The sequence below is a fragment of the Helicobacter suis genome, assembly GCF_902196135.1.
GTDB lineage: Bacteria > Campylobacterota > Campylobacteria > Campylobacterales > Helicobacteraceae > Helicobacter > Helicobacter suis_A.
Window position 1 is genome coordinate 1 of the sequence record NZ_CABIKE010000005.1, and the last position, 23,549, is coordinate 23,549.

Here is a 23,549-nt window from a genome sequence, read left to right on the forward strand (position 1 = left end):
CCTGCAAGCTTAAGCTAAGCCGATCATTGCGTTAGAGGATTTGTACTAAACCCTGCTTTAAGCGCAGGGAAGTATCAAGCATAGAAAAATCTTAGGTCTTATAAAACTTTCTTAGAGGGGCGTTTTTTATCCCCTTTAATAGAGGCCTAAATGATGGGAGTGGTGAACTTGATAGAGAATGTGGCGCGGGCAATCCAGCTACAGATGGCATAAAAACAGCCTATCTATGGGAAAAAATCTTACAAAAAGATAGCTTATTGCATTTGATCTTACAGATGATTAAACCGGGGGTAAAATCAGGTGCTGTGATTTTTCCTAGATACCACCAATTAGATGTAGTGGGAAAATTATGCCAGATTGTGCAAAAAAAGGGCGTGGGAGGGCGTTATTTAATCCAGCATAGCGCAGGTAGTGGTAAGAGTAATTCTATTGCATGGCTAGCTTGTAGCTTAGTAAATTTAAGCAAACAAGAAAAAGTAATTTTTAATAGTGTATTAGTCATTACCGATCGCATCATCTTAGATCGCCAATTACAAGACACCATTAAAGGATTTTGCTCTAAGAAAGGGGTTGTAGAGACTATCACACAAGGGAGTAGACAACTTAAAGAAGCCGTATCTGAGGGTAAGAAGATCATCATCAGTACGATTCAAAAATTCCCCTATATCTTAGAGGATATTCCTAGCATGCGTGATAAAAATTTTGCCATTATCATAGATGAGGCACATTCTTCTCAAGGGGGCAAGCATGCCCAAAGTCTTGCTAAAGCCACAGGGAAGGGCCAAGATCAACAAGAAGATCAAGAAGATCAAGACATGGAGGCATTTTTAAACAAGGCAATTCAAGCTAAGAAGTTCCAACCTAACGCCTCTTACTTTGCCTTTAGCGCCACGCCTAAGCCTGAAACTTTAGAGCTTTTTGGCATGCAAACAGAGAAAGGATTTATTCCTTTTCATCTGTATTCTATGAAACAAGCCATTGAAGAGGGATTTATTTTAGATGTACTGACTCACTACACCACTTATAAAAGTTATGCCCAACTTGTATCTAAAATCCCAGGGAATCCACACTATGAGAAAAACCCGGCTCTTAAAAAACTTAAGCGTTTTGTTAGGAATCACCCCAAAAGCATTGAGGCTAAAACAAAGGTGATGCTTAATCATTTTTATAGCTGTGTACACACCAAAATTAAGGAGCGGGCTAAGGCTATGGTGGTTACAGATTCGCGCAAGAGTGCTCTTGAATATTTTAACGCTTTTCAAGCACAATTAAAGCAAGAAAATCGCCCACATGAAGCTTTAGTGGCCTTTTCAGGGGAGATTAACTTAAACAAAGAAGTTTACAGCGAAGCTAATTTAAATCACATGTCAGAAACACACACGCCTAAGGCCTTTGAAAAAGATACATACCGCTTTTTAATTGTGGCAGATAAATACCAAACCGGATTTGATCAACCCTTGTTACACACAATGTATATAGATAAAGTCTTAAGCGGTGTGGGTTGTGTACAAACCCTCTCGCGTTTAAACCGCACACACCCAGATAAAAAAGACACTTGTGTTTTAGACTTTGCTAATAATGCTCAAGAGATTATTAAAGCCTTTGAACCTTACTACAAACAAAGCTCTCTAGCAGAACCTAGTGATTTTAATGAGCTTTTTGATCTTAAAACGCATTTAAATAATTATGAGGTATACACAGAAAAAGAGTTAGAAGATTTTAATTTAGCTCTCTTTAACAATGCCCCTTAGATCAAATCCATGCCATGTTAGATGTAATGGCACAACGCTACAACGCCTTAGAACAAGATTTGCAACAAGAGTTTTATAGCAAGGTAAAAGCTTATATCAAAGGATACGAATTTTTAGTACAAATTCTGCCCTTTGAAGACATCTCTTTGGAAAAACTCTTTAGATTACTTGTATACCTCATTAAAAAATTACCAAGAGATAAAAATCTAGATGATGTTACCCAAGTAGTAGCGCTTGAGGATTATCGTCTGCAAAAAGAACAAAAGGCTAAACTAACACTCACAGAGCCAGTAGAGCTAAAACCCTCTAAGATAGATAGCTCTAAAAAAACCCCACAAACTCAGGAAGAAAAGCTTTCAGAAATTTTAGAGATTTTCCATAGAGAACAAGGAATTACCCTAGATGAGAATACCAAACAAGCTAAAGCTAAAACCCTAGATAACATTTTAAATAAGATGCGTTCAGATCTAACTTTCTTAGACAATCTCAAGCATGCCGATTCACAAAATAGACAAATTTCTTTTCATGATAAGTTTAAAGAACAACTCCCTAACTTGGCTGAGAAGGATCCACAACTTTATACAATGATTGTAAAAAATCTAATTGCAGAAAATCCAGATTTTAAAGACCCTATTTTGCAAAATCTCTTAAAAGTCTTTGAGGAGGGGTTGGAAGGCTTGGGGGTTAATTAGAGTTAAGACAGCTACAAAAGTTTAACAGCCAAATAGATAGCCAATTTATGATTGGGGATATTGTAAAATCAAATCAACCCACTCTCTTACCGCTCCCTCCCCTCCGTTTTTTGTTAAAACCACGATATGAGATAAATTTTTAAGACTTTCTTGGGCATTGTTAGGACAAGCCTTTAAACCCACTTGTTTTAAAAGGGGCAAGTCGTTAATATCATCGCCTATATAAGCCACTTGGGCTAATGAGATATTCTCCTGAGCACAAATAGCGCGCGCCGCTTCTAGTTTGCCCTCAGGGCTACAACCTTGATAAAGATAATCTAGTTTAAGTTTTTTAGCGCGGTGTTTTACGATGGGTGTAACCTCGCCTGTTAGAATACCGGTTTTGATCCCAGCAGCTTTAAGTAACCCAAAACCAACCCCATCTACTACACAGAATTTTTTAAATTGCCTCCCATCCTCTAAATAATACATGCCCCCGTCTGTGAGCGTCCCATCACAATCACATAAAAAAACTTTAATATCTCTCATGTTAAAGCACCTATGCCACCACATTTTTTAATATTAAAAAGAAGATTAAAACTAGAACACAAGGGGGTTTGTATTTAAACATCCCCTACTTTAAAAATTCTTGGGTACATCTCACCCTATAGCTTTTCAAATTTGAATATCCCACTCATAAAAACCTAGATCGCTTTCTTTGAGTTGGTGTTTTTGCTGCATGATTTCATAAAGCGTCTTTTTAATATCCTTAAGCCGCCACTCTTTCCCTTTAATAGCGCCCTCTAGCAAACAATCGCATACAAACTTATGGCAGTTATAGCGCTCCAATCCAGCAGTTATACGGTAGTCTAATCTTTTACCCACAGATTCTAAAGCCCTCTTTGCAACATACTCTAGCCCGCCTATAATCTGTACATATTCCTCGCCCTTGCTATTTTTCTCCCCTGTTTTAGCACACCTACTTAAAACATAAATCCCCTTATAAGAAGCCTTGTTTAAAAAACCTTGAGGAGTTGTTTGGCGCACCTCTCCATTGCTACACAATTCCACAATGCTACATTTGCCTACATAAATCCCGGAGTGCTCCATTAAATCCCCCAACAAATCACAACAAAAAATATCCCCCACCCCCGGCTCTTTTACTACACCTTGCAAGCGCCTATAAGTTTTATAAACATAATAGGCTAACCCTGCCCCCATTCCTATTTTTCTAAGCACGATTGAGTTCTTTTTCTAGCTGCACAACTTGATTCCAAGTATTAATCACAGAGTCCGGATTAAGAGAGAGTGAGGAAATCCCCTCTTTGACTAAAAACTTAGCCACCTCTATATAATCGCTAGGGGCTTGCCCACAAATGCCGCAGTATTTGCCATGCCTTCTGCAAGCCTCAATTGCCCGCCTAAACATCTCAAGCATTGCCGGGTTGCGCTCATCAAATACATGGCTAACAAGTTGCCCGTCTCGATCCACGCCTAGCGTTAACTGGGTGAGATCATTTGAGCCAATAGAAAAGCCATCAAAGAGGCTTAAAAAATCATCGGCCATGATCACATTAATAGGCAATTCACACATAATATAAAGCTCTAAGCCATTTTTACCAGACTCTAGCCCATTTTTGCGCAGGATTTCTAAAACCTTTTTTGCCTCCTCTATGGTGCGCAAGAAAGGAATCATAATTTTCATATTAGTTAGTCCCATTTGCTCACGCACCATACACAGCGCCTCACATTCCCAAGAAAAAGCCTCTTTATACAAATCAGAATAATAACGGCTCGCCCCGCGGAAACCTAGCATCGGGTTTTCTTCATGGGGTTCATAAACAGAACCACAAAGCATGCGGGCATACTCATTAGATTTAAAATCACTGGTACGCACAATCACAGGTTTAGGATAAAAGGCCGCACTAATCATGCCCATTCCCTCAGCAATTTTTTTAATAAAAAAATCCTTAGGGCCTGCATAGCCTGCAATCAAAGCCTCTACTTTTTTATGCTCATTGGTATTTTTATTGTTGTGCAAATCTACCAAAGCCAAAGGGTGGACTTTGATTTGATTGAGCATAATAAGTTCCATACGCGCTAAACCCACGCCGTGGTTTGGGATTTGAGAGAATTGAAAGGCCTTTTCAGGGTTACCAATATTAAGATAAATCTTAGTTTTTGGCTCTTCTAAGTGATCTAGGGCTGTGCGCTCTATTTCAAAATCATGGAAACCTGCATAAATATAGCCCTCCTCTCCTTCTGCACAAGAAATGGTAATATCCATACCCGTATAAAGCGACTCTGTTGCTCCCAAAGCCCCCACAATAGTAGGTACGCCAATTTCACGCGCCACAATGGCTGCATGGCAGGTGCGCCCCCCTCTATTGGTAACCACCGCGCTAGCTTTTTTCATAAGAGGCTCCCAATCAGGATCGGTGTTATCTGTGACTAAAATCTCCCCCTCTTTAAAAATATTCATGTGATCTAAACTATTAATCACGCGCACTTTGCCCGCTCCAATTTTATTCCCAATAGCCCGCCCTACAAGTAGAATTTCTCTTTTTTCCTCTGTTTTAAAGCGGTACTTCTCATACACCCGCTCTTGGCTCTTTTTTTGGCTTTGCACGGTCTCAGGGCGGGCTTGTACAATAAAAATATCCCCGCTATCTCCATCTTTAGCCCATTCAATATCCATAGGGCGATACTGCCCGGCCTCTTTGCTGTAATGTTCCTCTATGATAATGGCATAGCGGGCTAAACTCAACAAATCCGCATCACTAAGAGAAAAACTGCTTTTTTCCTTTTGAGTAGTGGGTATGGTTTTGGTAGGATTTTCGCTCCCACGGCTAGCGTAGACAATTTTTTGGGCTTTGCTGCCCAGTTGGCGTTTGATAATGGGCTGTTTGCCCAGCAAAAGCGTAGGCTTAAAAACATAAAATTCATCTGGATTAACAAGCCCCCCTACCACACTCTCGCCTAGCCCCCAGTTAGAAGTAATAAAGATCGCATCTTTAAAGCCTGTTTCAGTATCTAGTGAAAACATCACGCCCGCACTCCCTTTATCTGATCGCACCATTTTTTGCACCCCCACACTCAAAGCCACTTTAAGGTGATCAAAGCCACGAGAAGCGCGGTAACTAATAGCGCGATCGGTAAAAAGTGAGGCTAAGCAAGCCTTGATATAGTGGACTAATTCTGTTTTACCTTTGATATTTAAATAGGTATCTTGTTGTCCGGCAAAAGAGGCATCGGGTAGATCCTCTGCTGTTGCTGAACTGCGCACCGCTACATCTGCCTCGCGCATTTTATACTCATCGCTAAGCATCTTATAAGCCTGAAAGACTTCATCGCGTAAATCGGCTGGAAAAGGCGTACCAAAGATCAGTTCGCGGATTTGTTTGGATCGTTGTTTAAGCACATCTAATTCTGTGGCATCCACATTTTCTAAAAGCCTAATAATTTGCTCTTTAATGCCTCCATGTTCAAGCAAATACCAGTAGGCTTGGCTGGTGATAGCAAAACCATTAGGAACTTTAATCCCATTGGGCACGAGTTCTTGAAACATCTCCCCAATACTAGCATTCTTGCCCCCCACTAAAGCCACATCTTTATTATTTAATTCTTTATAAAAGCGGATATATTGCACGCGTACCCCTTGATTTAAAAATCCTTGATTATAACATGGGAGGGATTGTAGGCTTTTAAAATAGCGCTTTGTTACGGTAAAATCAAGCAAGCACAGATTAATTAAACCTACCTACGCACCTTGTTTTCCTGTTATAATCCTTACATATGTGGGGTGATTTTAGATTTATGATCGAGGATCAATGATGAATAGGATAAATAAAAATTTTGGCCTTGTACCTGAAACAGTATCTATTGCTAATCTTTGTAAGATGAGCCTTGAAATTCCAAAATACCAAAGACCTTATGAGTGGGGATTAGATGAGTGTGAAAAACTACTAGAAGATATACAGCAAGCTTTTGAAAATAACGATATAAATGGTCATGGCCATTTTTTAGGCTATGTTGTTATTTATCCAAAAAATGAAAATGCAGATGTGTTTGAGGTTGTAGATGGGCAACAGCGCATCATCACTTTTAACTTGCTCTTCCGTGCTTTTTATGCACATTTTCAAGAACAAAAAGACGCCAACAATGACTATGCCAAAGATTTTGGTAAATGTTTGTGGCACTATGAGAACAATAAAGGTTTTGAGTATGAACAACGCCATTTGAGAAATATTGCGAGTATGGAGAAAAAAGATGCTAGGGAAGCGTTGGGAAAAATTTTAAGCGAGGAAGTCAAGCTATTGTATTCAAAAGAGATAAAAAATAAATTGCTTTGTGTTAAAAATTACGAGTATTTCAAAGACAGAATCAAAGAACTCTATGGAGAACTTAATGAAAAAGGTAAATGGGAGGATTTTTGCAAATTTCTTTTAAATGATCTGTATGTGTTTAAAAGTAAGTGCAACAGCAAACATGTGGCGCTGACTACTTTTGGAACTCTGAATACCCGTGGTAAGCCACTTACTGAACCGTATATTTTGAAATGGCATTTGCATGAGTTTTATAAGAACAAATCTTTAGAGGCGCTTGAGGATTTTGAAAAAGACTGGGAGGAAATCAGCGAAGGATTTCATGCAGATTTTAATCTAAACTTTCTCTTCACACAATGCATGCATGCTTTTATGGCTGAGCAAAAAGATATCCAAGTTGTCTGTCTTTTATCCTTTTTTGAGGAGGGTAAAGGGAAGGAATACTTTGATAAAAAAGAGGAGTTTATGTCCTTTATTAAGATTTTGGCTAGATTTTGGAGTACCCCAGAGGATTATTTAAATGAGCGGGCATTGTGCTACTGGCGTGTACTTAATGAATTCCAAAACAAACAATGGGAGCACTTTGTAAGTTGTTTGTTATGGAAAAATAGAGATGTATTTAAAGATTTTCCCGAAGAAGAGGATTCTTCTGATCGTATCTTTAAATTATTAGAGTCCGGGTTATACCAGTTGCTAAGGATCATAATTTTACATATTAAAAAACCCACTGAGTTAAAAACCTTCCTTTTGAAGTTTAACCAAACCGTATTCCACACCATACCCTTAGTGGGTGTACCTAAGTTTCCTTCTCTTGAGGATTTTTGTGAACACTTTACTATACAAAAACCAAGACCTTTTTTGCTTTTGTATGCCTATATTCATAACGATTTTCAAGCTATCCCAGAAAAATATACCTACACGGATAAAAAGAGGAAAAAAGAAAGTCCGCTAGAAGTAGAGCACATCCGAGCTAAGTGTAAGCCGTGGGGAGGGCAATATGTAGAGCATATTGGCAATAAGATTTTATTACCAAAATGTTTGAATGCAAAAGCCAAAAATGGGAATTTTAGCCAGAAGCAAGATATTTATAAAGAAGCACCGCCTTATTTGATAGAAGTATTAGAATTAGGAAAAGATGAGCGTTATGGAGCAGAGTGGAAAGAGGAATACATCCAAGAGCGCAGTGCAAGAATTTACAAAGGTATTAGAAAGTTTCTTTTTTATGGTATGTATAAGTGATTTAAAAATATATGTTGGGGCAGTTATATAGCTAGTGATATTAAAACTACTTTAAGGCTGAATTAGAAAATCAAGGATTATTACAAAGAGGCTAAACCCTATATCCCCTTTGCTAAAGCGCTTAATGATAAAGGTCAGCGGGGCAGCCTTGCGCTATCACATTAAAACCGCACTCAATAAAAGCCACAGCATAGAGGCCTTTAAACAAAATCTTAACAGAATCGCAAATAGGGCTGAATTTAGCAACGCTACTAGAGTCTTAATTAGAGAGATTGAGCAAAATTTACCTAAGAATGTGGAGAGTGGGGGCACTCAAGTAAATAGAGAGGGGAGAGGGCTACAAAGCCAAACACAAGGGGCGGGGCAAGAGTTAGAGGGGAGGGGGCTACAAGATCAAGGGGCGGTTAAAATCCCCCATAACCCAGCCTTTGGTACAAACTTTGAGGAATTCTACCATAACCCACAAGGCGCAATCGCTAAACTTATAGAGGCTAAGGAGGGGCAAGTTGCGGGGGCATTTTATAGGGAGGATTTAGGCGATATAGATTTAGTGTGGGGAAATTCTAAAATGGGCTTAGCGCACATATTAGAAAGAAGGACACAACAATATGGGGAAGAAAAAGCTTTAAAATTCATTCAAGAATTGCCTAGAATAGTAGAACAATCAAAAGTTTATAAAAACACTACCGATAGAATTGAACTTATCACACCTGAAGAACTTGTTGTTATTGGGAAACGAGACCAAAACAGATTTATTATTACCGGGTTTAAAGATAGAAGGAGCAAAGACAGATTTAAACAATTGGATAACCCGCAGAGTTTAGACGATGCAGGTTTTGCGGATAAGTCGGTGTCAGAGCAACCTAAAAAAGTTGGTGATATTCTCTTACCCAACCAAGAGAAGCCTACCACTCCACCCCTTAAAAGTCAAGATTTTAATAACTACATTGATGTAGAAGTAATCGATCACCCTAAGCAACTCTCCTATAAAAGCGATGGACAGATTTATAAAGAGGCTAAAGCTAAAGGTTTAAGCTATGTAGAGTTTAAAGCGCTAAGAGAGCAAGAGAAAGCCACTAGAGCCCTACACACCACAAGATACATTGAGTTTAAAAAAGCTGAGAGTCAAAACATTAAAGACTTATTAGACCCTAATAAGCCCTTAAAAATGCTTAGACCTGAGCAGATCACAGAGAAATTATTAGATCAAGTTAAAAAGCACAACGCTAAGGTGTGGGTAGGGGAGTTAGAAAACCCTAAGATAATAGAAACTTTGGGAATAAATCCTAATGAAAAGCCTAAACTGATTATAGAGGGGGACGCTCTAAAACACATTGAGGCAAAACATGGGATCAATTCTACAATGGCTAAGAATGGACAACCCCCTATCACAAGTCAAGACATAGCTAACCTTAATCACCTAATCAATACCGCAGATCAATACACATTAAGCGCAACCAAAAAAGATACAAGAATTGTTGTGGGCAAACAGATTAACGGATATGTTGTAATTGTAGAAGTTGTAAGTAAAAAGAACAACCGCCTAACGCTAAAAACCATGTACAAAGAGCATGGAAAGCTAGAAAATAGCAAGGAATTTAAAGCGCCCATCAGTAACCACAAAGTGGCGAACTCACGCCCAAGTGCAAGACCGGGTGAGGACTTAGATACTGCTATGGGCAACGTTGATAATAAAACAGAAACCCTTAAAAATCAACAATCCCTAGCCGGCCTTAAAGAAAATGAAAGACCGCTTGAAATAGGGCAAACTATCCCCATGCAAAAACTAAATGGCTATTCAAGCAGTATTAGCCTTGATGATACCCACATTTACCCATTAGACTTAGTGGTGGTTAAAACTACAGATGTTAAGCCTAATATGCAGGCTAAAAGCGGGGTGCAGACCCGCACACAAACAGATTTAAACAAAGTAGCAGAAATTGCGAACAACTTTAAACCCGAATATGTGATCAATCGTGGGGGATTTGATGATCTGCCTATCATTATCCAAGACGGGCAAGTCATTGTAGGCAATCACAGAGCTTTAGGCATGCAAGAATTTAGCCCAGAGAGTAGAAAAGCCTATGAGCAAGCCATATTGAATACTTATGGCATTCAATTAAAAAATGATGAACTCCTAGTTAGAACACCCAAAGAAACACTAACAGATAAAGAGTTAATCAATCTTGCCAGTGCTAGCAATAAAGAACGCACAACCACTTTTGGGGATAGACTCATTGCAGCTATTGGAAAGTATGATGAGTATATCACCCCACAAAATCTTAAAGTTTTAAGTTTAGAAAGTAGCGATGTGGAGGAATCAGCCCTTAGAGTGGCTAAAATGCTAGATAAGCAGGCTAAAGCCCCAGATATTGAAGCGACTAACTTAGCCCTTTTAGCTCATAGTGCACGCAATAACCGCACTAGTCTATCTGAAGCCCTAGATTTTGCCCAAAAACATTTAGATCAACTAGAATTCACCCGTTTAAAAGATATGTTTGTTTTGTTTATGGCATTTTGCACCATAAAGGGTTTAAGCAAGCGTATAAAAACTTCTTAGCCAAAGAAAAATCACCGCGTGCCACTTTTAAAGGACTTTAAAAAAATCAGCTGCTTAGGCAAAGAATTAGCGCTATTACATTTAGATTATGAGAATTTAGAAATTAATAAAGAATTGCGTATTTTCTATAATAGTGTTTTAGTACGGAATTTAAAAGAAATTCCTGATAGTGATTTTAAAGTTACTAAAATAGAGTTAAAAGAAGAGCGCCTTATTTACAATGAACATCTGAGTATTGAAAATATCCCTAAAAAAGCTTGGGAATATACACTTTGTGGCAAATCTGCAATTAAGCATTACATGAATGCGCAAAAAGTTAAAGTATCTAAAAAAGCAAAGAATATTAAAGGAGATTTTATTGTAAGCGATCCTAATGATTTTTTAGGGGGTAAATATGTTTTTTTAACCTTGCTTAGAGTGATTAGTCTGGCTGTTAAAAGTGTGGATTTAATAGAGGATATTAGCGCGTGTGATTATCGGCAGGAAAAAATGCCTTAATTATAATAAAACAAGAGCAATTAAGAATCTCGCGGGTAAAACCGCTACAAAAGGCTAGCTAAAACTAGGCCACACTCCCCGCGTATTAAGCTTGTAGGATTGATAGGATCATCATAGGCCAGCGTAGCTAGGCCGATCACACATTCTCTACTCTAAGAGTGAGCCCTTACTCTAATGATTGTAGCCAAAACCTTTTAGTATGCGCCTTAATGCTTTGGCTAAGCTTGCGGGCTTTATGGCACAATCAGTAAGGATTAATAACTCAGTATGGTTATACACTAGATAAGTTATAAATCATAAAAACAAGAAGCCACCTAAGAAAATAAGAAACGTATCGCGTTTTAGGGTTTATTTTGGCAAATGCTTAAAGTTAGTTTCAAGCCTTGCGTATTAGAGTACTAAAAAGGATACCCTAATGTATAAACACACATTTTTAGCTTTGATCTTAGGAGGTTTTCTACAGGCACAAAACTTACTTTATAGCTCTGAAGTGCTTTCTTTGTATCTGCACCCAGAAGATAGCAAGGTAGCGGGGCGATTACTCCCCACCAATGCCTTTAGTGTTCTTAAAACACAAGGATCGCGCGTGTTGTTGCACATAACAGGCTATAGCAACCCTAAAGCCCCCTTTATTATCTATGCTAGCGATCATCTCCGCGTGCTTGTGGCTGCCTTTGCTAAAAACACCCCTTTAAAATTTATAAGCCACACCCCCTCAACTACAGGCAAATGGGATCAAGTCAGCATAGAAGTGTGGGCGGATAAATCTAACTTTAGCCCTGATTTGCAGGCTATGTTAATCCATGCTCAAGATCTCTTTTCTCATAATTGTGGTACTTGCCATGCCCTGCATAAACCCCAAGAGTTTCGCGCCAATGCATGGCCAGCTATTTTTAGATCCATGCAAACAAGAAGCGCCATTGCCAAAAAAGATCGCTGGCTTGTGATTGAGTATTTACAAAAAAACGCCAAAGACTTTAAAACCCCCTGAAAGGCTCACTATGTTAGATCGCCGTAAATTCCTACAACTCAGCGCCTCTTTAAGTGCTCTGCCTTTAATTCCCTCTAGCGCTTTTGCTAAAGCTACGAGCATTAAGCCCGGGTTAGTGCATAACGGCTCTGTGATTAGTGCGGCCCACTGGGGCGGACTCAAACTTAGCATTAAAGAGGGCAAAGTGATTAAAAGCCAGCCTTGGGAAAAGGTTACGGCTATGGATAACCCTCTACAGCACTATACGCCTGATTTAATCTATCGCTCCCGAGTCAAATACCCTTATGTACGCCAGTCTTATTTAAAAGACCCTAATAATCCAAAACCCCATTTACGCGGTAAAGAACCCTTTGTACGCGTGCCTTATGAACAGGCGATTAAATTAGTGGCTAGGGAGTTAAAAAAAACTAGAGAGAGTAAGGGGAATAATGCCATCTTTGGGGGGAGTTATGGCTGGAAATCAAGTGGGAATATGCACAACGCGCGTACCCTACTCCATCGCTTTTTAAATCTTACGGGGGGATTTGTAGGGAGTTTAGGGGATTATTCTACCGGAGCCTCTCAGGTGATCATGCCCTATGTGGTGGGTTCTATTGAAGTGTATGAACAACAAACCTCATGGGAAAATATCTTAGCGCATTCTAAATGCGTGGTGATCTGGGGGGCTGATCCTCTAAATACTTTGCGCATTGCATGGACAGCAAGCGATCAAAGAGGTTTAGCCTATTTTGAAAAACTCAAGAAAAGTAAAATTAAAGTGATTTGCATTGATCCAGTGCATACGGATACGGCTCTATTTTTAGGCGCAGAATGGATTGCCCCGCGCCCTAATAGCGATGTGGCGCTCATGCTTGGCATGGCTTATCACTTAGTGGCTACTAATAAACATGATAAAAAATTCCTAGAGACCTACACCACAGGTTTTGAAATTTTCTTAAAATATTTACAAGGGCAAAAAGATGGTATCGCTAAAACCCCTGAGTGGGCGAGCTCTATTTGTGGGGTAGAGGCCTCCATTATTAAAAGATTGGCTACTCTTTTTGCTAGCCAACCAACTATGCTAATGAGTGGCTGGGGAATGCAGCGGGCTGATCATGGCGAACAACCCCATTGGATGCTTGTAACGCTAGCTTGCATGCTGGGCCAAATTGGAAGCAAGGGTGGGGGCTTTGGCTTGAGTTATCATTATAGCAATGGAGGCGTGCCCACTTGCAAGGGAGGAGTGATTTCTGGCATGGATGCGCTAAGAAGAGGGGTGTGGAAAGAGGGGAAATTTATGGGGCTAGTCTCTGAAAAACAGAGTGAAGGGGGCCCGGAGTGGTTAAAAGATACTAGTAGTAGTGCAATCCCTGTAGCGCGCATTGCCGATGCTTTGCTTAATCCGGGCAAGTCCTTTAATCATAATGGGCAAAAGTTAATTTATCCGGATATTGATTTTATCTACTGGGTGGAGGGTAATCCTATCGTGCACCACCAAGATACCAATAAAAATTTATTAGGCTGGCGCAAACCCCGCACGGTGGTTATCCATGAAATTTATTGGACACCCACAGCTAAAATGGCAGATATTCTTTTGCCTATCACTTCCCCCTATGAGCGCGATGATATTACCATGAGCGGGGATTATTCTAACATGCACATTATCCCCATGAAACAAGCTGTAGCGCCCATAGCAGAAAGCAAAGATGATTACCAAGTTTTTTCCGATCTGTGCCGCCACTATGGACAAGAAGTTTTTGATCTCTACACACAAAAGGGGCAAAAACCTAAGGATTTTATCCGTGAGTATTACGAAACAGCGCGCAAACAAACTAAAAGTTTTGGGGAATTATTCACTCCTATGCCTAGCTTTGAAGAGTTTTGGGCTAAGAATACCCCTATCACATTTAAACCCACCTCTGAGAGCCAAGAATGGGTGCGTTTTGCAGATTTTATAGAAGATCCTATTCTTAATGCTTTGGGCACAGATTCCGGGCTCATTGAGATTTATTCCTCGCGGGTGGCTGGCTATAAATATCAAGATTGTCAAGGACATCCCATGTGGTTTGAACCCTCTGAGTGGCTGGGCAATGCTAGCAAGCAAGCCCCCTTTCATTTGATCTCTAGCCACCCAAAAGATCGCTTACATTCTCAGCTTTGCCAAACTCGTTTGCGTGATACCTACGCATTAAATGGCCGTGAGCCCATTCTTATTAATACAAAAGATGCCAAAAAATTAGGGATTAAAAGCGGGGATGTGGTGCGGGTGTTTAATAAGCGTGGGGAAGTATTGGCCTGCGCTGTGGTGAGTGATCATATCTTAGAGGGGGTGGTGCGCTTGTGTGAGGGTTCTTGGTATGATCCAGATAGCAAGGGTTTATGTAAATCAGGGAGTGCTAATGTATTGACTATGGATAAACCCACTTCTATGCTAGCTAATGGCAACTGCGCGCATACAGCTTTAGTTAATTTAGAAAAGTATAAAAAACCCTTACCTGCTTTAAGTGCGTTTTATCCGCCTCATATAGACTAAGCTACGAACTGGTAGAAAAGCTATTTCAAATATGGAACTAAAATCATCATCATTAATCAATGCGAGTCTAAAAGCTTAGAACAAGAACTCTTTGAGGACATCATGCAAACAATCCATTCCTTTTCTATGAAAATGGTTTCTAAGAGAAGGATTGCTAAGAAGCTCTTAATAGAGAGTAAGGCTAATCCTGATCTTATTAATGCGCTTAATGGTGAAGCAGATGACTTTAACTGAACGCCATATTATTAAGTCTAATCACCCTTGCTTTGCTAGTATTAAGAATTTCTGTCATCTGTCTAAAAATCTCTACAACTACGCTAATTTTATTCTAAGAGAGCATTACTTAGCAGGATTTAAGCTCCCTACCCCTTATGATCTTATTAATCGCTTTGTTAAAGAAGACCAGAGAGATTATAGAGCAATGCCAGCCCAGAGTGCCCAGCAGGTAGTACTGCTTTTATCTCAAAACTGGAAGTCTTATTTAAAAGCGATCAAAGCTTATAAAGCTAAACATTCTAAATTCTTTTCTAAACCTAAAATCCCTAAGTTTAAGCCTAAAAAGGGCGTTTCTATCGGTGTTTTTACAAACCAACAAATCTCACTCACGAAAGGACGGATCACTAAAATTAAATTCCCTGCAAGAGCTAATCTTAAACGGCTTATCACTAAGGTTAAAGAGACTTCTAGGCTAAATCGTGGAAGTTGTTTATGAGCAACCCACAAACAAACCACAAGTTCAAGGCGATGGTATTGTGGGCATTGATCTAGGTGTTAATAACTTCGTAACTGCAATAGATAATCAAGCTAGCCCCTTTATTATCAAGGGCGGAGGTGTTAAATCTATCAACCAGTGGTTTAATAAACTTAAAGCCTATTATGCAGCTAAAGCTAAGCAATCTAACAATTCTCTTTGGACTAAAAGACTAGGTGCTTTAACTCTTTGGCGGGATTGTAAGCTAAATGACTTTATGCATAAAGCGAGCACTTATGTGGTGGGGCATTGTTTGAAAAACTCTATCTCTACCATTGTAATAGGTGAGAATGAAGGCTGGAAGCAAAAGATAGGTCTATCTAAAAGAAATAATCAAAACTTTGCTTATATCCCTTATCAATCTTTCCTAGATAAGCTATGCTACAAATGCGAACTTGCTGGCATTAAGCTCATTATTACGGAAGAAAGTTGGACGAGCAAGTGCGATCATTTTGCTAACGAGACTATGCAACACCACGAGCAATATCTAGGTAAACGGGTTAGACGAGGCTTGTTTAGATCTAGCACTGGAAAAACCTTAAATGCTGATGTTAACGGGGCTATTGGTATTCTTAGAAAAGTATTCCCTGAGGCGGTGCAAACCCTAAGGGATAGCGGAGTAGTGTTCACTCCTGTAAAAATCTCGTTGGCGTTCTAGTAACACGATGGGAAAATTTACGAAAAATAACTTAAATATCCTTAAATGGATTATATGGTTTTTTGGACATAACAATGTGGAACTTGTTATGCGCAATCTAGCCAAAAGCGCTATTGCTAATGAGGCTGCTAAGAGCGCGCAACGTAGCCGGCATGTCTAAAGAACACTCCGGGAGCCTTTTTATTGAGCAAGGGTTGTTAGAGCTCTTAGATTTTATTGCCTACATTGAGTGCCAAAGCCGCGCGGTGATCGTAGAGCGCATACTCAAATATTATTTCATGCAACAAAGGAAAAAACATGGGAAAAAAGGGAGTGATCCAAACAAGAAAAAGCGTATGTGGAAAAGCAGCAAATCCGGAGTTTATCAAAATCCGCAAAAAGTTTTTACTAGATATAGCTATGCTAACAAGGTTAAAATACTTTGGGGTAGGGAGTGATTATTTTCATCGCTGAGTTTTTTTAGATAATGGAAGTTAAGTTTTTTGCTATTAGATACAAGTTCCACATCAGCGATTTTAAAAGCCATCTTTACCTCTGAAATACGCATGTTTTTATTCCTTGATAATTAAAAGTTCATGGGATTTTTTAACATGCCCTATATCGCCCCTTTCAAGGCGGTTTTTACCCATTCTTGTTTCTCCTTGTCCCATAGTGTATTGCCAAGAAAGTTCTATAATTTTAAAATCTTTATACGCCTCGCGTACAAAGGAACAATCGTTATAACTCAAAATAAAAGGCCCCGGGCGCTCTTTAAGCAGTTGTGCTAGTTTTTCATGCGCAAAACCATTATGGTGGATGGGGAAATTACGCATCGGATAAATTCCTTTAAACATCTTTGAATCCCCTTCTAAAAAATAAGGCGGGTCTAAATAAGCAAAGTCTGTAGGATAGGCTAATAAGACACTAGCAAAGTCTGCACATGCCACGCGTAAAGAGGGGGCATGGAAATTTTTAAGTTTGAGTAATGCGTTTTCATAGCGTTTTTTATCCGTATAAATCTTACTCATCCAGCCTAAAAACCCGGGTCCATAACTTAAGTTAAAATTAAAATAGTAATCTCTAGCTAGAGTAAGAGGGTCTAGTACGCATTCTTGTTTGTAGTGTGCTTTTAATTCGGCTTTAATGGTGTTATAGACTTCTAAGGAAGGTTCTAGGGCAAGCAAAGCCTTATAAAGACGCTCTTTGTCTTTTAAAAGCACTTGCCAGAAATTAATTAAAATATCAAAAATATCAAAAGCCAATACCTCTAAGCCAAGCTCCATTGCACAGGCAATTTCTACACTGCCCCCACCCATAAAAGGGCTAATTACTCTTTTGACATCTGGCATGTGTTCTAAGATTAACCCAACGGCTAAAGATTTACCCCCACCATAGCGCAAAGGGCTTTTACTGTAGCGTTTGTAGCGTAGTTTTTCTGAATAAAGACTTCTTAAAAATGCGCTCTTTTGCATGGATTAAAAAACACCCCCCATATAAAAATTATAAATACTTGATACGCTCGTAAGGTTTAGGAATATCTATCTCTTGTCCTAATTGCAAAGCTGCATTGAAGCACCAAAACGGGTTTTTTAAAAGCGCACGGGCAAGATAGATCGCATCAGTGGTTTGGCTTCCAATAATTCTTTGTACCATTTTAGGTTCTTCAAGCAAACCACCCCCGATTGTGGGTTTGCCTAGCGCTTCTTTAAGAAATTCTGCTGCTGCGATCTGATAACCCGGATACACTTTAATAGGCGCTTCTACCACCCCCCCACTGCTCACATCTAAAGCATCGTAGAGATGATCAAGGGGCGTAAGAAGTGTGGCTATTTTCTCGGGTGTATTGCCATCTTTATGATAATCTCTAGCTGAAACGCGTAGTAAAAGGGGTAGATCAACTGCGCTGCCAATAGCCTCTAAAACTTCTTGTAGAAAAAGCGCGCGGTTTCTGCCATAAGCATCGGTGCGCTGGTTGCTAAGAGGGGAGAGAAAACTGCTAATGAGATAGCCATGCGCGCCGTGTACTTCTATGGCATCAAAACCTGCTTGTTTGGCTCTTAGGGCTGCTTTTTTAAAATCTGCAATAACAGCCCTGATGTCTTCTTTGTCCATCTCTTTAGGCATGGCATAATGATCATTAAAACGCAAGGCTGAGGGGGCTAAAAGGGTTGTGTTTTTAAGCTCAACTTTTCTACCCGCATGGGCAAGTTGTATGGCTATTTTAGAGCCGTATTGATGGCATTTTTCTACAATGTGGGTTAGACCTTTGATATGCCCTTCTTCATAAATCCCTAAATCACCCTCAGAAATTCTAGCAGAGGCGTTGATTGCGGATGCCTCTACAATAATTAAGCCCACTTGCCCGATAGCACGGCTAATATAATGCTGGGTATGCCACTCATTCACATAACCATCTTGAGCGATGTATTGTACCATCGGGGGCATCACCACACGGTTTTTTAATTCTAAATCTTTAATTTTCCAGGGACTAAATAATTTTATTTTTGTCATTAAAGTTCCTTTCTTTATGGGTTATAAGAGCATAACTTAATCGTTTATGAAAAAATAATAGCTCACGAAAGGTACATTTACTAAATAAGACCCCCTCCTTCCCCCTCATAGGGGCTACATCATGCCACCCATACCTCCCATACCACCCATGCCGCCCATATCAGGTACAGCCGGAGTAGCGGGTTTTTCTTCTTTAACTTCATGCACAGTGGCCTCAGTTGTAAGAAGCAAACTAGAAACAGAAACCGCATTTTGTAAAGCAATGCGGGCTACTTTAAGCGGATCAATAATGCCGGCTTTAAACATGTCCACATATTCGCCATTGCTTGCATTAAAACCAAAATGCGCTTCTTTATGTTTTTCTACTTCATTGACCACCACCCCGCGATCATAACCGGCATTGGCTGCAATTTGGGCTAAAGGGGCTTTAATGGCGCGTTTAATGATTTCATAGCCTACTTTTTCATCTTCTTGTAATTCTAAATGCACTTTTTGGGCTGCACGGATTAAAGCCGCACCCCCGCCAATAACAATGCCTTCTTCAACAGCAGCTTTAGTTGCAGAAAGCGCATCATCTACGCGATCTTTTTTCTCTTTCATTTCTACTTCAGAAGCCGCGCCCACTTTAATCACAGCCACGCCTCCGCTAAGTTTGGCTAGCCTTTCTTGGAGTTTTTCGCGATCATAGTCGCTAGTGGTAGCCTCAATTTGAGTCCTAATTTGAGCAATGCGATCTTTAACCGCATGGGCTTTACCTTTGCCATCTACGATCGTGGTGTTATCTTTATCAATAACAATCCGTGCCGCCACACCTAAATCCTCTACGCTGGCATTTTCTAAGGTTTTGCCCAGTTCCTCAGAAATAACTTCTCCGCCGGTTAAAATAGCAATGTCTTTAAGCATTTCTTTTCTGCGATCGCCAAATCCGGGGGCTTTAACAGCGGCTACATTGAGCACACCTCTAAGTTTATTCACAACCAAAGTTGTAAGCGCCTCGCCCTCAATGTCTTCAGCGATAATTAAAAGAGGTTTGCCCTCCTTCATAGTGCGCTCTAATAGAGGCAAAATATCTTTCATGCTAGAAATTTTCTTATCGGTTAAAAGAATGTAGGCGTTTTCTAGTTGGGTGGTCATCTTTTCAGCATTGGTTACAAAATAAGGGGAGAGATAGCCACGATCAAATTGCATGCCCTCTACCACATCTAATTCATCTTCAATTCCTTTGGCTTCCTCTACGGTGATCACGCCGTCTTTGCCCACTTTTTCCATCGCATCGGCAATGAGCTTGCCAATTTTTTCATCAGAGTTAGCCGAAATAGTGGCTACTTGGGTGATTTCCTCTTTCCCGCCTACTTTTTTACTAGCCTTTTTAAGTTCAGCAATAATAGCCTCGCTGGCTTTATCCATGCCTCGTTTAACTTCAATAGGATTAGCCCCCGCTGTAATGTTGCGCAGACCTTCTTTAAAAATGCTGTAAGCTAGCACGGTAGCAGTTGTAGTGCCATCTCCAGCAGCATCGGCGGTTTTACTAGCCACTTCCTTAACCAGTTGTGCGCCCATATTAGCCACAGGGCAGGATAGCTCAATTTCTTTAGCCACGCTCACACCGTCTTTGGTAATGCTAGGCGCGCCATAGCTTTTTTGAATGAGCACATTGCGCCCGCGGGGGCCCATTGTAACTTTCACCGCGTCGTTGAGTTGCTTTACGCCTTCAAAAAGTTTACTGCGCGCACTGTCTGAAAACTTGATCTCTTTAGTTGCCATGGTTTGTCCTTTTTAAAATTTTAATGTGATAACACCTTTTTTAAGGTGCGTAGAAAAAACTAATGGTTGTGGTGGCTATGGCTCTCGTGCTTATTGCCCTTGTGTTCTCCATGTCCGTTGTGATGTGAATCTACTATGCCTAAAACATCTTCTAAATCCAAAACGATAAATTCTTTATCGCCTAAAACAATCTCGCTACCTTTGTATTTGCCAAAGGCCACTACATCGCCCTCTTTGAGGTATTTATGTTCCTCGCTAACTTTGTGGCTGACAGCCTTCACTACACCCATTTGGGGTTTTTCTTTGGCGTTATCTGGAATGATAATGCCAGAGGGTGTTTTCTTTTCTTCCTCTAGTCTTTCAACTAGCACTCTTTCGCCAAGTGGCTTAAACATGGAAACTCCTTTTTTGCAAAAATTAGCACTTAAAAAATTTAAGTGCCACGATTTTAGCTAAATATTGCCAAAAAGTCAAGACTTTTACTCAAACTAAAATATTTTTATAAATATATCTTAGCCGTATAGACTAAAGATTTATATTACACTCAATATAAATTTTTTGATAACAGCCACTTTGTTTAATCCATTAGTTAAAATCAAAGTTTTATGTGCTACATTCCAAATTATGATCAGCCAGGAGTCTTTAGAACAACTCAAACAAGTAGCAGACATTGTAGAGGTTGTGCAAAGTTACATTGATTTAAAAAAAGTGGGTAGCAATTACCGGGCTATCTGCCCTTTCCATGATGAAAAAACCCCTAGTTTTATGATCAACCCCTCCCGCAATTCCTTTAGGTGTTATGGTTGCTCTAAGGCGGGTAATGCCATCACCTTTGTGATGGAATATGAAAAGTTAGATTTTATAAGCGCGGTGCAAAAGCTAGCCCACATGTTTAATTTGCCCTTAGAATACACTACAGAGCAAAAACAAACCCTGCCCTCCACAGATTTATTAGAAAAAATCGCCCAGTGTTACCAGATTCAACTTAAAAAACACCCTTTGGTTTTGGATTATTTAAAACAAAGAGGGCTTAAAGAGGAGTCTATCAAGACTTTTAATTTAGGGTTTTGTACTCCCCAAAGTGTTTTAGATTTTATAAACCAAGAAAAGCTAGATTATCAGGCGCTACTTAACTTTGGAGTATTAGGCGAAGAGAATGGTAGTTACTTTGTCCGTTTTGGTAAACGGCTTATGTTTCCTATCCATAACCCTAATGGTAAAATGGTGGGCTTTGGCGGGCGGATTTTACAAGATAATCCCGGCACAGCTAAGTACATTAATTCCCCCCAAACCGTGCTGTTTAATAAATCTAAACTACTTTATGGTTACTTCCAAGCCCGCGAGGCTATTTTTAAAACCAAGCAAATTATCCTTACAGAGGGCTATTTAGATGTGATCTTACTCCAGCAGGCTGGCTTTAAAACAGCTGTAGCTACTTTAGGAACGGCTTTAACAGAAACACATATTCCTATTTTAAATCGGGGTGATCCGTCCGTGATCTTGCTTTATGATGGCGATGAAGCGGGATATTTAGCGGCTTTAAGAGCGAGTAAAATCCTCTCTTTGGAGCTTAAAAGAGGGGGTGTGGTGCTTTTAAACAATGCATTAGATCCAGCCGACATGATTGCTCAAGGTAAAAGTGCAGAACTTAAAGCGCTTTTGGATAAACCTATCCCCTTTATTGAATTTGTCCTAAAAGGTCTTGTAAAACCCTATTTTTTAAGCGATGCCTTGCAAAAACAAAAGGCTTTTAAAGAAGTACAAACCTTTTTACATGGCTTGCCTCAAGTGTTGCAGGAGGAATATAGGCCTATGGCAGCCTCTCTTTTAAAACTCCCAAGAAATGCCTTTACTTTGAAAAAAAACTCCCTACCCCGGATGCAAGCAGCAGAACGGCTTATTAAAAATCCGCTTGAGGAGATTTTAATTAAATACATGGCCTTACACCCAGAACTTTTAAAGCAAGCCAAAAATTATATCCACCCTGAAACTTTTGAGCACTGCGCGCAGGAATTTAACACCCTTTGCTTAGGGGAGGAAAGTGCACAAGTTTTAAATATCAAGTTAGATAATCGCCTACCTACCCTTTCTGAGAACTTTGAGCAGGATTTTAAAGCCCAACTTCTTTTATTTATCAAGCGCCATTGTCAAAGAAGAATTGAAGAGACTAATTACCTCAACAAAGAGCTTAACCCGCAAGAAAGGCTAGAAATTCTAGTAAAATGGCGGACTAAATTACAACAGATCAACAAAGGAGAGTTAGTTCAGATATGAAAGCATTAGCCCTTTTTAGCGGAGGATTGGATAGTTTACTCTCTATGCACCTAGTGGCCTCACAGGGAATAGAAGTGATTGCCTTACACTTTAATATTGGCTTTGGAGGCAATAAGGATAAATTAGAATATTTACAAAATGCCACTAAGCAAATTGGGGTAGAATTGTTGCTTTGTGATATCCGCGAGCAGTTTTTTAACGAGGTGTTGTTTAGCCCAAAATATGGTTATGGGAAGTATTTTAACCCTTGTATTGATTGCCATGCCAACATGTTTAAACAGGCCTTTTATAAACTTTTAGAACTCAAAGCAGATTTTGTGATCAGTGGGGAGGTTTTAGGGCAAAGACCTAAGAGTCAGCGCAGGGAAGCTATGGATCAAGTTAAAAAGCTAGTACGCGCCTTTGGAGAACAAAGCTGTTTTGATGCATTGCTTGATCGCAGTGGTCAGGATACAAATAAACCCCAGTTTTTAGATCAACTGCTTTTAAGACCCATGAGCGCTAAACTCTTAGAACCTAGTTTTATGGAAAAACAAGGGTGGGTGGATCGCAACCAACTATTAGATGTACAAGGGCGTAGCCGTGTATACCAGCTTGAGAGGGTGAAAGAACTAGGCTTAAAATATTATGAAAAACCCGGCGGGGGGTGTTTGCTCACCGATTTAAGCGTGAGTCAAAAACTCAAAGATTTACAAGCCCACCGCCAAGCTACTAAGCAAGAAATGGTGGTTCAAGATAGCGTATTAGTCAAGGTAGGCCGTTATATGGTGGTGGGCAATACACGGGTGATTGTGGCTAGAAATGAGATAGAAAATAGCAAACTAGACACACAACACCCCTTAATGGATAAAATAGAGCTACGCAGTTGCAAGGGGCCACTTGGTTTGGTAGAAAAATGTGCCAGTACAGAGGAAAAAATTTTAGCAGCTCAGATTGTGCTTGGCTATGGCAAAAGTACACCTAATCAGGTTTATGAGGTACAAGTAGGCGATCTGGCTTTTGAAGTGTCCCCCTTAAGTCGCAAGAAAGCCCAACAATATTTATTTTTACACTGAAAGGAGCATG

Annotated in this window: 20 protein-coding genes and 1 pseudogene; 13 read left to right on the forward strand and 8 right to left on the reverse strand. The window is 39.9% G+C overall.

What is annotated here, in order from left to right:
- Positions 1-257 precede the first annotated feature (257 nt).
- Together G6Q06_RS04030 and G6Q06_RS04035 are read left to right on the forward strand one after the other, a co-directional pair.
- A complete protein-coding gene (locus G6Q06_RS04030; protein WP_240329205.1) occupies positions 258-1,751 on the forward strand; it encodes a DEAD/DEAH box helicase family protein in 1,494 nt (497 codons plus the stop codon).
- A 14-nt stretch (positions 1,752-1,765) separates the two neighbouring features.
- On the forward strand, positions 1,766-2,443 hold the full coding sequence (locus G6Q06_RS04035; protein WP_163565807.1) for a hypothetical protein: 678 nt from the start codon (positions 1,766-1,768) through the stop codon (positions 2,441-2,443).
- A gap of 45 nt (positions 2,444-2,488) precedes the next feature.
- Here G6Q06_RS04035 and G6Q06_RS04040 read toward each other — a convergent pair whose 3' ends face one another.
- From G6Q06_RS04040 to ppsA, 3 genes are all read right to left on the reverse strand, one after another.
- Positions 2,489-2,971, reverse strand: a complete 483-nt coding sequence (locus G6Q06_RS04040) for a KdsC family phosphatase (protein WP_163564519.1) — start codon at positions 2,969-2,971, stop codon at positions 2,489-2,491.
- Between the two features lie 126 nt (positions 2,972-3,097).
- Positions 3,098-3,661, reverse strand: coding sequence for a hypothetical protein (locus tag G6Q06_RS04045; protein WP_240329207.1), 564 nt, complete (start codon positions 3,659-3,661; stop codon positions 3,098-3,100).
- The gene (ppsA, locus tag G6Q06_RS04050; protein WP_163533372.1) at positions 3,654-6,071 is read right to left on the reverse strand and encodes a pyruvate, water dikinase; all 2,418 of its coding nucleotides are present in this window, start codon (positions 6,069-6,071) and stop codon (positions 3,654-3,656) included. The genes G6Q06_RS04045 and ppsA overlap by 8 nt, the downstream gene beginning before the upstream one ends.
- A gap of 184 nt (positions 6,072-6,255) precedes the next feature.
- On the opposite strand from ppsA, the gene G6Q06_RS04055 reads away from it, so the two are divergent.
- The 9 genes from G6Q06_RS04055 (at position 6,256) to G6Q06_RS04090 (ending at position 16,393) form a co-directional block, all read left to right on the forward strand.
- Positions 6,256-7,986 (forward strand): DUF262 domain-containing protein, encoded by a 1,731-nt coding sequence (locus G6Q06_RS04055; protein ID WP_163565808.1) that lies wholly within the window; start codon positions 6,256-6,258, stop codon positions 7,984-7,986.
- A 124-nt stretch (positions 7,987-8,110) separates the two neighbouring features.
- Positions 8,111-10,546, forward strand: coding sequence for a hypothetical protein (locus tag G6Q06_RS04060; RefSeq protein WP_163565809.1), 2,436 nt, complete (start codon positions 8,111-8,113; stop codon positions 10,544-10,546).
- Positions 10,547-10,564: 18 nt separating this feature from the next.
- Positions 10,565-11,044, forward strand: a complete 480-nt coding sequence (locus G6Q06_RS04065) for a type ISP restriction/modification enzyme (protein ID WP_163565810.1) — start codon at positions 10,565-10,567, stop codon at positions 11,042-11,044.
- A 415-nt stretch (positions 11,045-11,459) separates the two neighbouring features.
- Positions 11,460-12,035 carry a cytochrome c3 family protein gene (locus G6Q06_RS04070; RefSeq protein WP_163565811.1) on the forward strand — a complete coding sequence of 192 codons (576 nt, stop codon included), beginning with the start codon at positions 11,460-11,462 and terminating at the stop codon, positions 12,033-12,035.
- 10 nt (positions 12,036-12,045) lie between these two features.
- Positions 12,046-14,547: a molybdopterin guanine dinucleotide-containing S/N-oxide reductase gene (locus G6Q06_RS04075; protein WP_163565812.1), complete on the forward strand. Its 2,502-nt coding sequence runs from the start codon at positions 12,046-12,048 to the stop codon at positions 14,545-14,547.
- Positions 14,548-14,649: 102 nt separating this feature from the next.
- Positions 14,650-14,781: a hypothetical protein gene (locus G6Q06_RS08845; protein WP_275896950.1), complete on the forward strand. Its 132-nt coding sequence runs from the start codon at positions 14,650-14,652 to the stop codon at positions 14,779-14,781.
- Positions 14,768-15,259, forward strand: coding sequence for a Mobile element protein (locus G6Q06_RS08545; protein WP_240329211.1), 492 nt, complete (start codon positions 14,768-14,770; stop codon positions 15,257-15,259). The genes G6Q06_RS08845 and G6Q06_RS08545 overlap by 14 nt, the downstream gene beginning before the upstream one ends.
- Positions 15,243-15,956 carry an RNA-guided endonuclease InsQ/TnpB family protein gene (locus tag G6Q06_RS08550; RefSeq protein WP_240329213.1) on the forward strand — a complete coding sequence of 238 codons (714 nt, stop codon included), beginning with the start codon at positions 15,243-15,245 and terminating at the stop codon, positions 15,954-15,956. Before G6Q06_RS08545 ends, G6Q06_RS08550 begins: the two co-directional genes overlap by 17 nt.
- Positions 15,957-16,108: 152 nt before the next feature.
- On the forward strand, positions 16,109-16,393 hold the full coding sequence (locus G6Q06_RS04090; RefSeq protein ID WP_163533260.1) for a hypothetical protein: 285 nt from the start codon (positions 16,109-16,111) through the stop codon (positions 16,391-16,393).
- Here G6Q06_RS04090 and G6Q06_RS08555 read toward each other — a convergent pair.
- From G6Q06_RS08555 to groES, 5 genes and pseudogenes are all read right to left on the reverse strand, one after another.
- Positions 16,366-16,503 (reverse strand): annotated as a pseudogene (locus G6Q06_RS08555) (GIY-YIG nuclease family protein); the annotation flags it as partial. The gene G6Q06_RS04090 and the pseudogene G6Q06_RS08555 overlap by 28 nt on opposite strands.
- Positions 16,504-16,507: 4 nt before the next feature.
- A complete protein-coding gene (locus G6Q06_RS04095) occupies positions 16,508-17,407 on the reverse strand; it encodes a DNA adenine methylase (RefSeq protein ID WP_163565813.1) in 900 nt (299 codons plus the stop codon).
- A gap of 28 nt (positions 17,408-17,435) precedes the next feature.
- On the reverse strand, positions 17,436-18,446 hold the full coding sequence (locus G6Q06_RS04100) for an NADPH dehydrogenase (protein ID WP_240329051.1): 1,011 nt from the start codon (positions 18,444-18,446) through the stop codon (positions 17,436-17,438).
- A 114-nt stretch (positions 18,447-18,560) separates the two neighbouring features.
- Positions 18,561-20,210, reverse strand: a complete 1,650-nt coding sequence (gene groL / locus G6Q06_RS04105; protein WP_163533262.1) for a chaperonin GroEL — start codon at positions 20,208-20,210, stop codon at positions 18,561-18,563.
- A 59-nt stretch (positions 20,211-20,269) separates the two neighbouring features.
- Positions 20,270-20,605: a co-chaperone GroES gene (gene groES, locus G6Q06_RS04110; protein WP_163533263.1), complete on the reverse strand. Its 336-nt coding sequence runs from the start codon at positions 20,603-20,605 to the stop codon at positions 20,270-20,272.
- 178 nt (positions 20,606-20,783) lie between these two features.
- Here groES and dnaG point away from each other — a divergent pair, with 178 nt between their 5' ends.
- Positions 20,784-22,484 carry a DNA primase gene (dnaG, locus tag G6Q06_RS04115; protein WP_240329214.1) on the forward strand — a complete coding sequence of 567 codons (1,701 nt, stop codon included), beginning with the start codon at positions 20,784-20,786 and terminating at the stop codon, positions 22,482-22,484.
- The gene (locus tag G6Q06_RS04120) at positions 22,481-23,539 is read left to right on the forward strand and encodes an argininosuccinate synthase domain-containing protein (RefSeq protein ID WP_163565814.1); all 1,059 of its coding nucleotides are present in this window, start codon (positions 22,481-22,483) and stop codon (positions 23,537-23,539) included. Before dnaG ends, G6Q06_RS04120 begins: the two co-directional genes overlap by 4 nt.
- The last annotated feature ends 10 nt before the right edge of the window (positions 23,540-23,549 follow it).

Coding starts and splice junctions, on each gene's coding strand:
- G6Q06_RS04035 (WP_163565807.1), top strand. CDS start 1,766: ATGTTAGATGTAATGGCACAACGCTACAACGCCTTAGAACAAGATTTG.
- G6Q06_RS04040 (WP_163564519.1), bottom strand. CDS start 2,971: ATGAGAGATATTAAAGTTTTTTTATGTGATTGTGATGGGACGCTCACA.
- G6Q06_RS04055 (WP_163565808.1), top strand. CDS start 6,256: ATGAATAGGATAAATAAAAATTTTGGCCTTGTACCTGAAACAGTATCT.
- G6Q06_RS04060 (WP_163565809.1), top strand. CDS start 8,111: ATGATAAAGGTCAGCGGGGCAGCCTTGCGCTATCACATTAAAACCGCA.
- G6Q06_RS04070 (WP_163565811.1), top strand. CDS start 11,460: ATGTATAAACACACATTTTTAGCTTTGATCTTAGGAGGTTTTCTACAG.
- G6Q06_RS04075 (WP_163565812.1), top strand. CDS start 12,046: ATGTTAGATCGCCGTAAATTCCTACAACTCAGCGCCTCTTTAAGTGCT.
- G6Q06_RS08845 (WP_275896950.1), top strand. CDS start 14,650: ATGCAAACAATCCATTCCTTTTCTATGAAAATGGTTTCTAAGAGAAGG.
- G6Q06_RS08545 (WP_240329211.1), top strand. CDS start 14,768: ATGACTTTAACTGAACGCCATATTATTAAGTCTAATCACCCTTGCTTT.
- G6Q06_RS04090 (WP_163533260.1), top strand. CDS start 16,109: ATGTCTAAAGAACACTCCGGGAGCCTTTTTATTGAGCAAGGGTTGTTA.
- G6Q06_RS04095 (WP_163565813.1), bottom strand. CDS start 17,407: ATGCAAAAGAGCGCATTTTTAAGAAGTCTTTATTCAGAAAAACTACGC.
- G6Q06_RS04100 (WP_240329051.1), bottom strand. CDS start 18,446: ATGACAAAAATAAAATTATTTAGTCCCTGGAAAATTAAAGATTTAGAA.
- groL (WP_163533262.1), bottom strand. CDS start 20,210: ATGGCAACTAAAGAGATCAAGTTTTCAGACAGTGCGCGCAGTAAACTT.
- groES (WP_163533263.1), bottom strand. CDS start 20,605: ATGTTTAAGCCACTTGGCGAAAGAGTGCTAGTTGAAAGACTAGAGGAA.
- G6Q06_RS04120 (WP_163565814.1), top strand. CDS start 22,481: ATGAAAGCATTAGCCCTTTTTAGCGGAGGATTGGATAGTTTACTCTCT.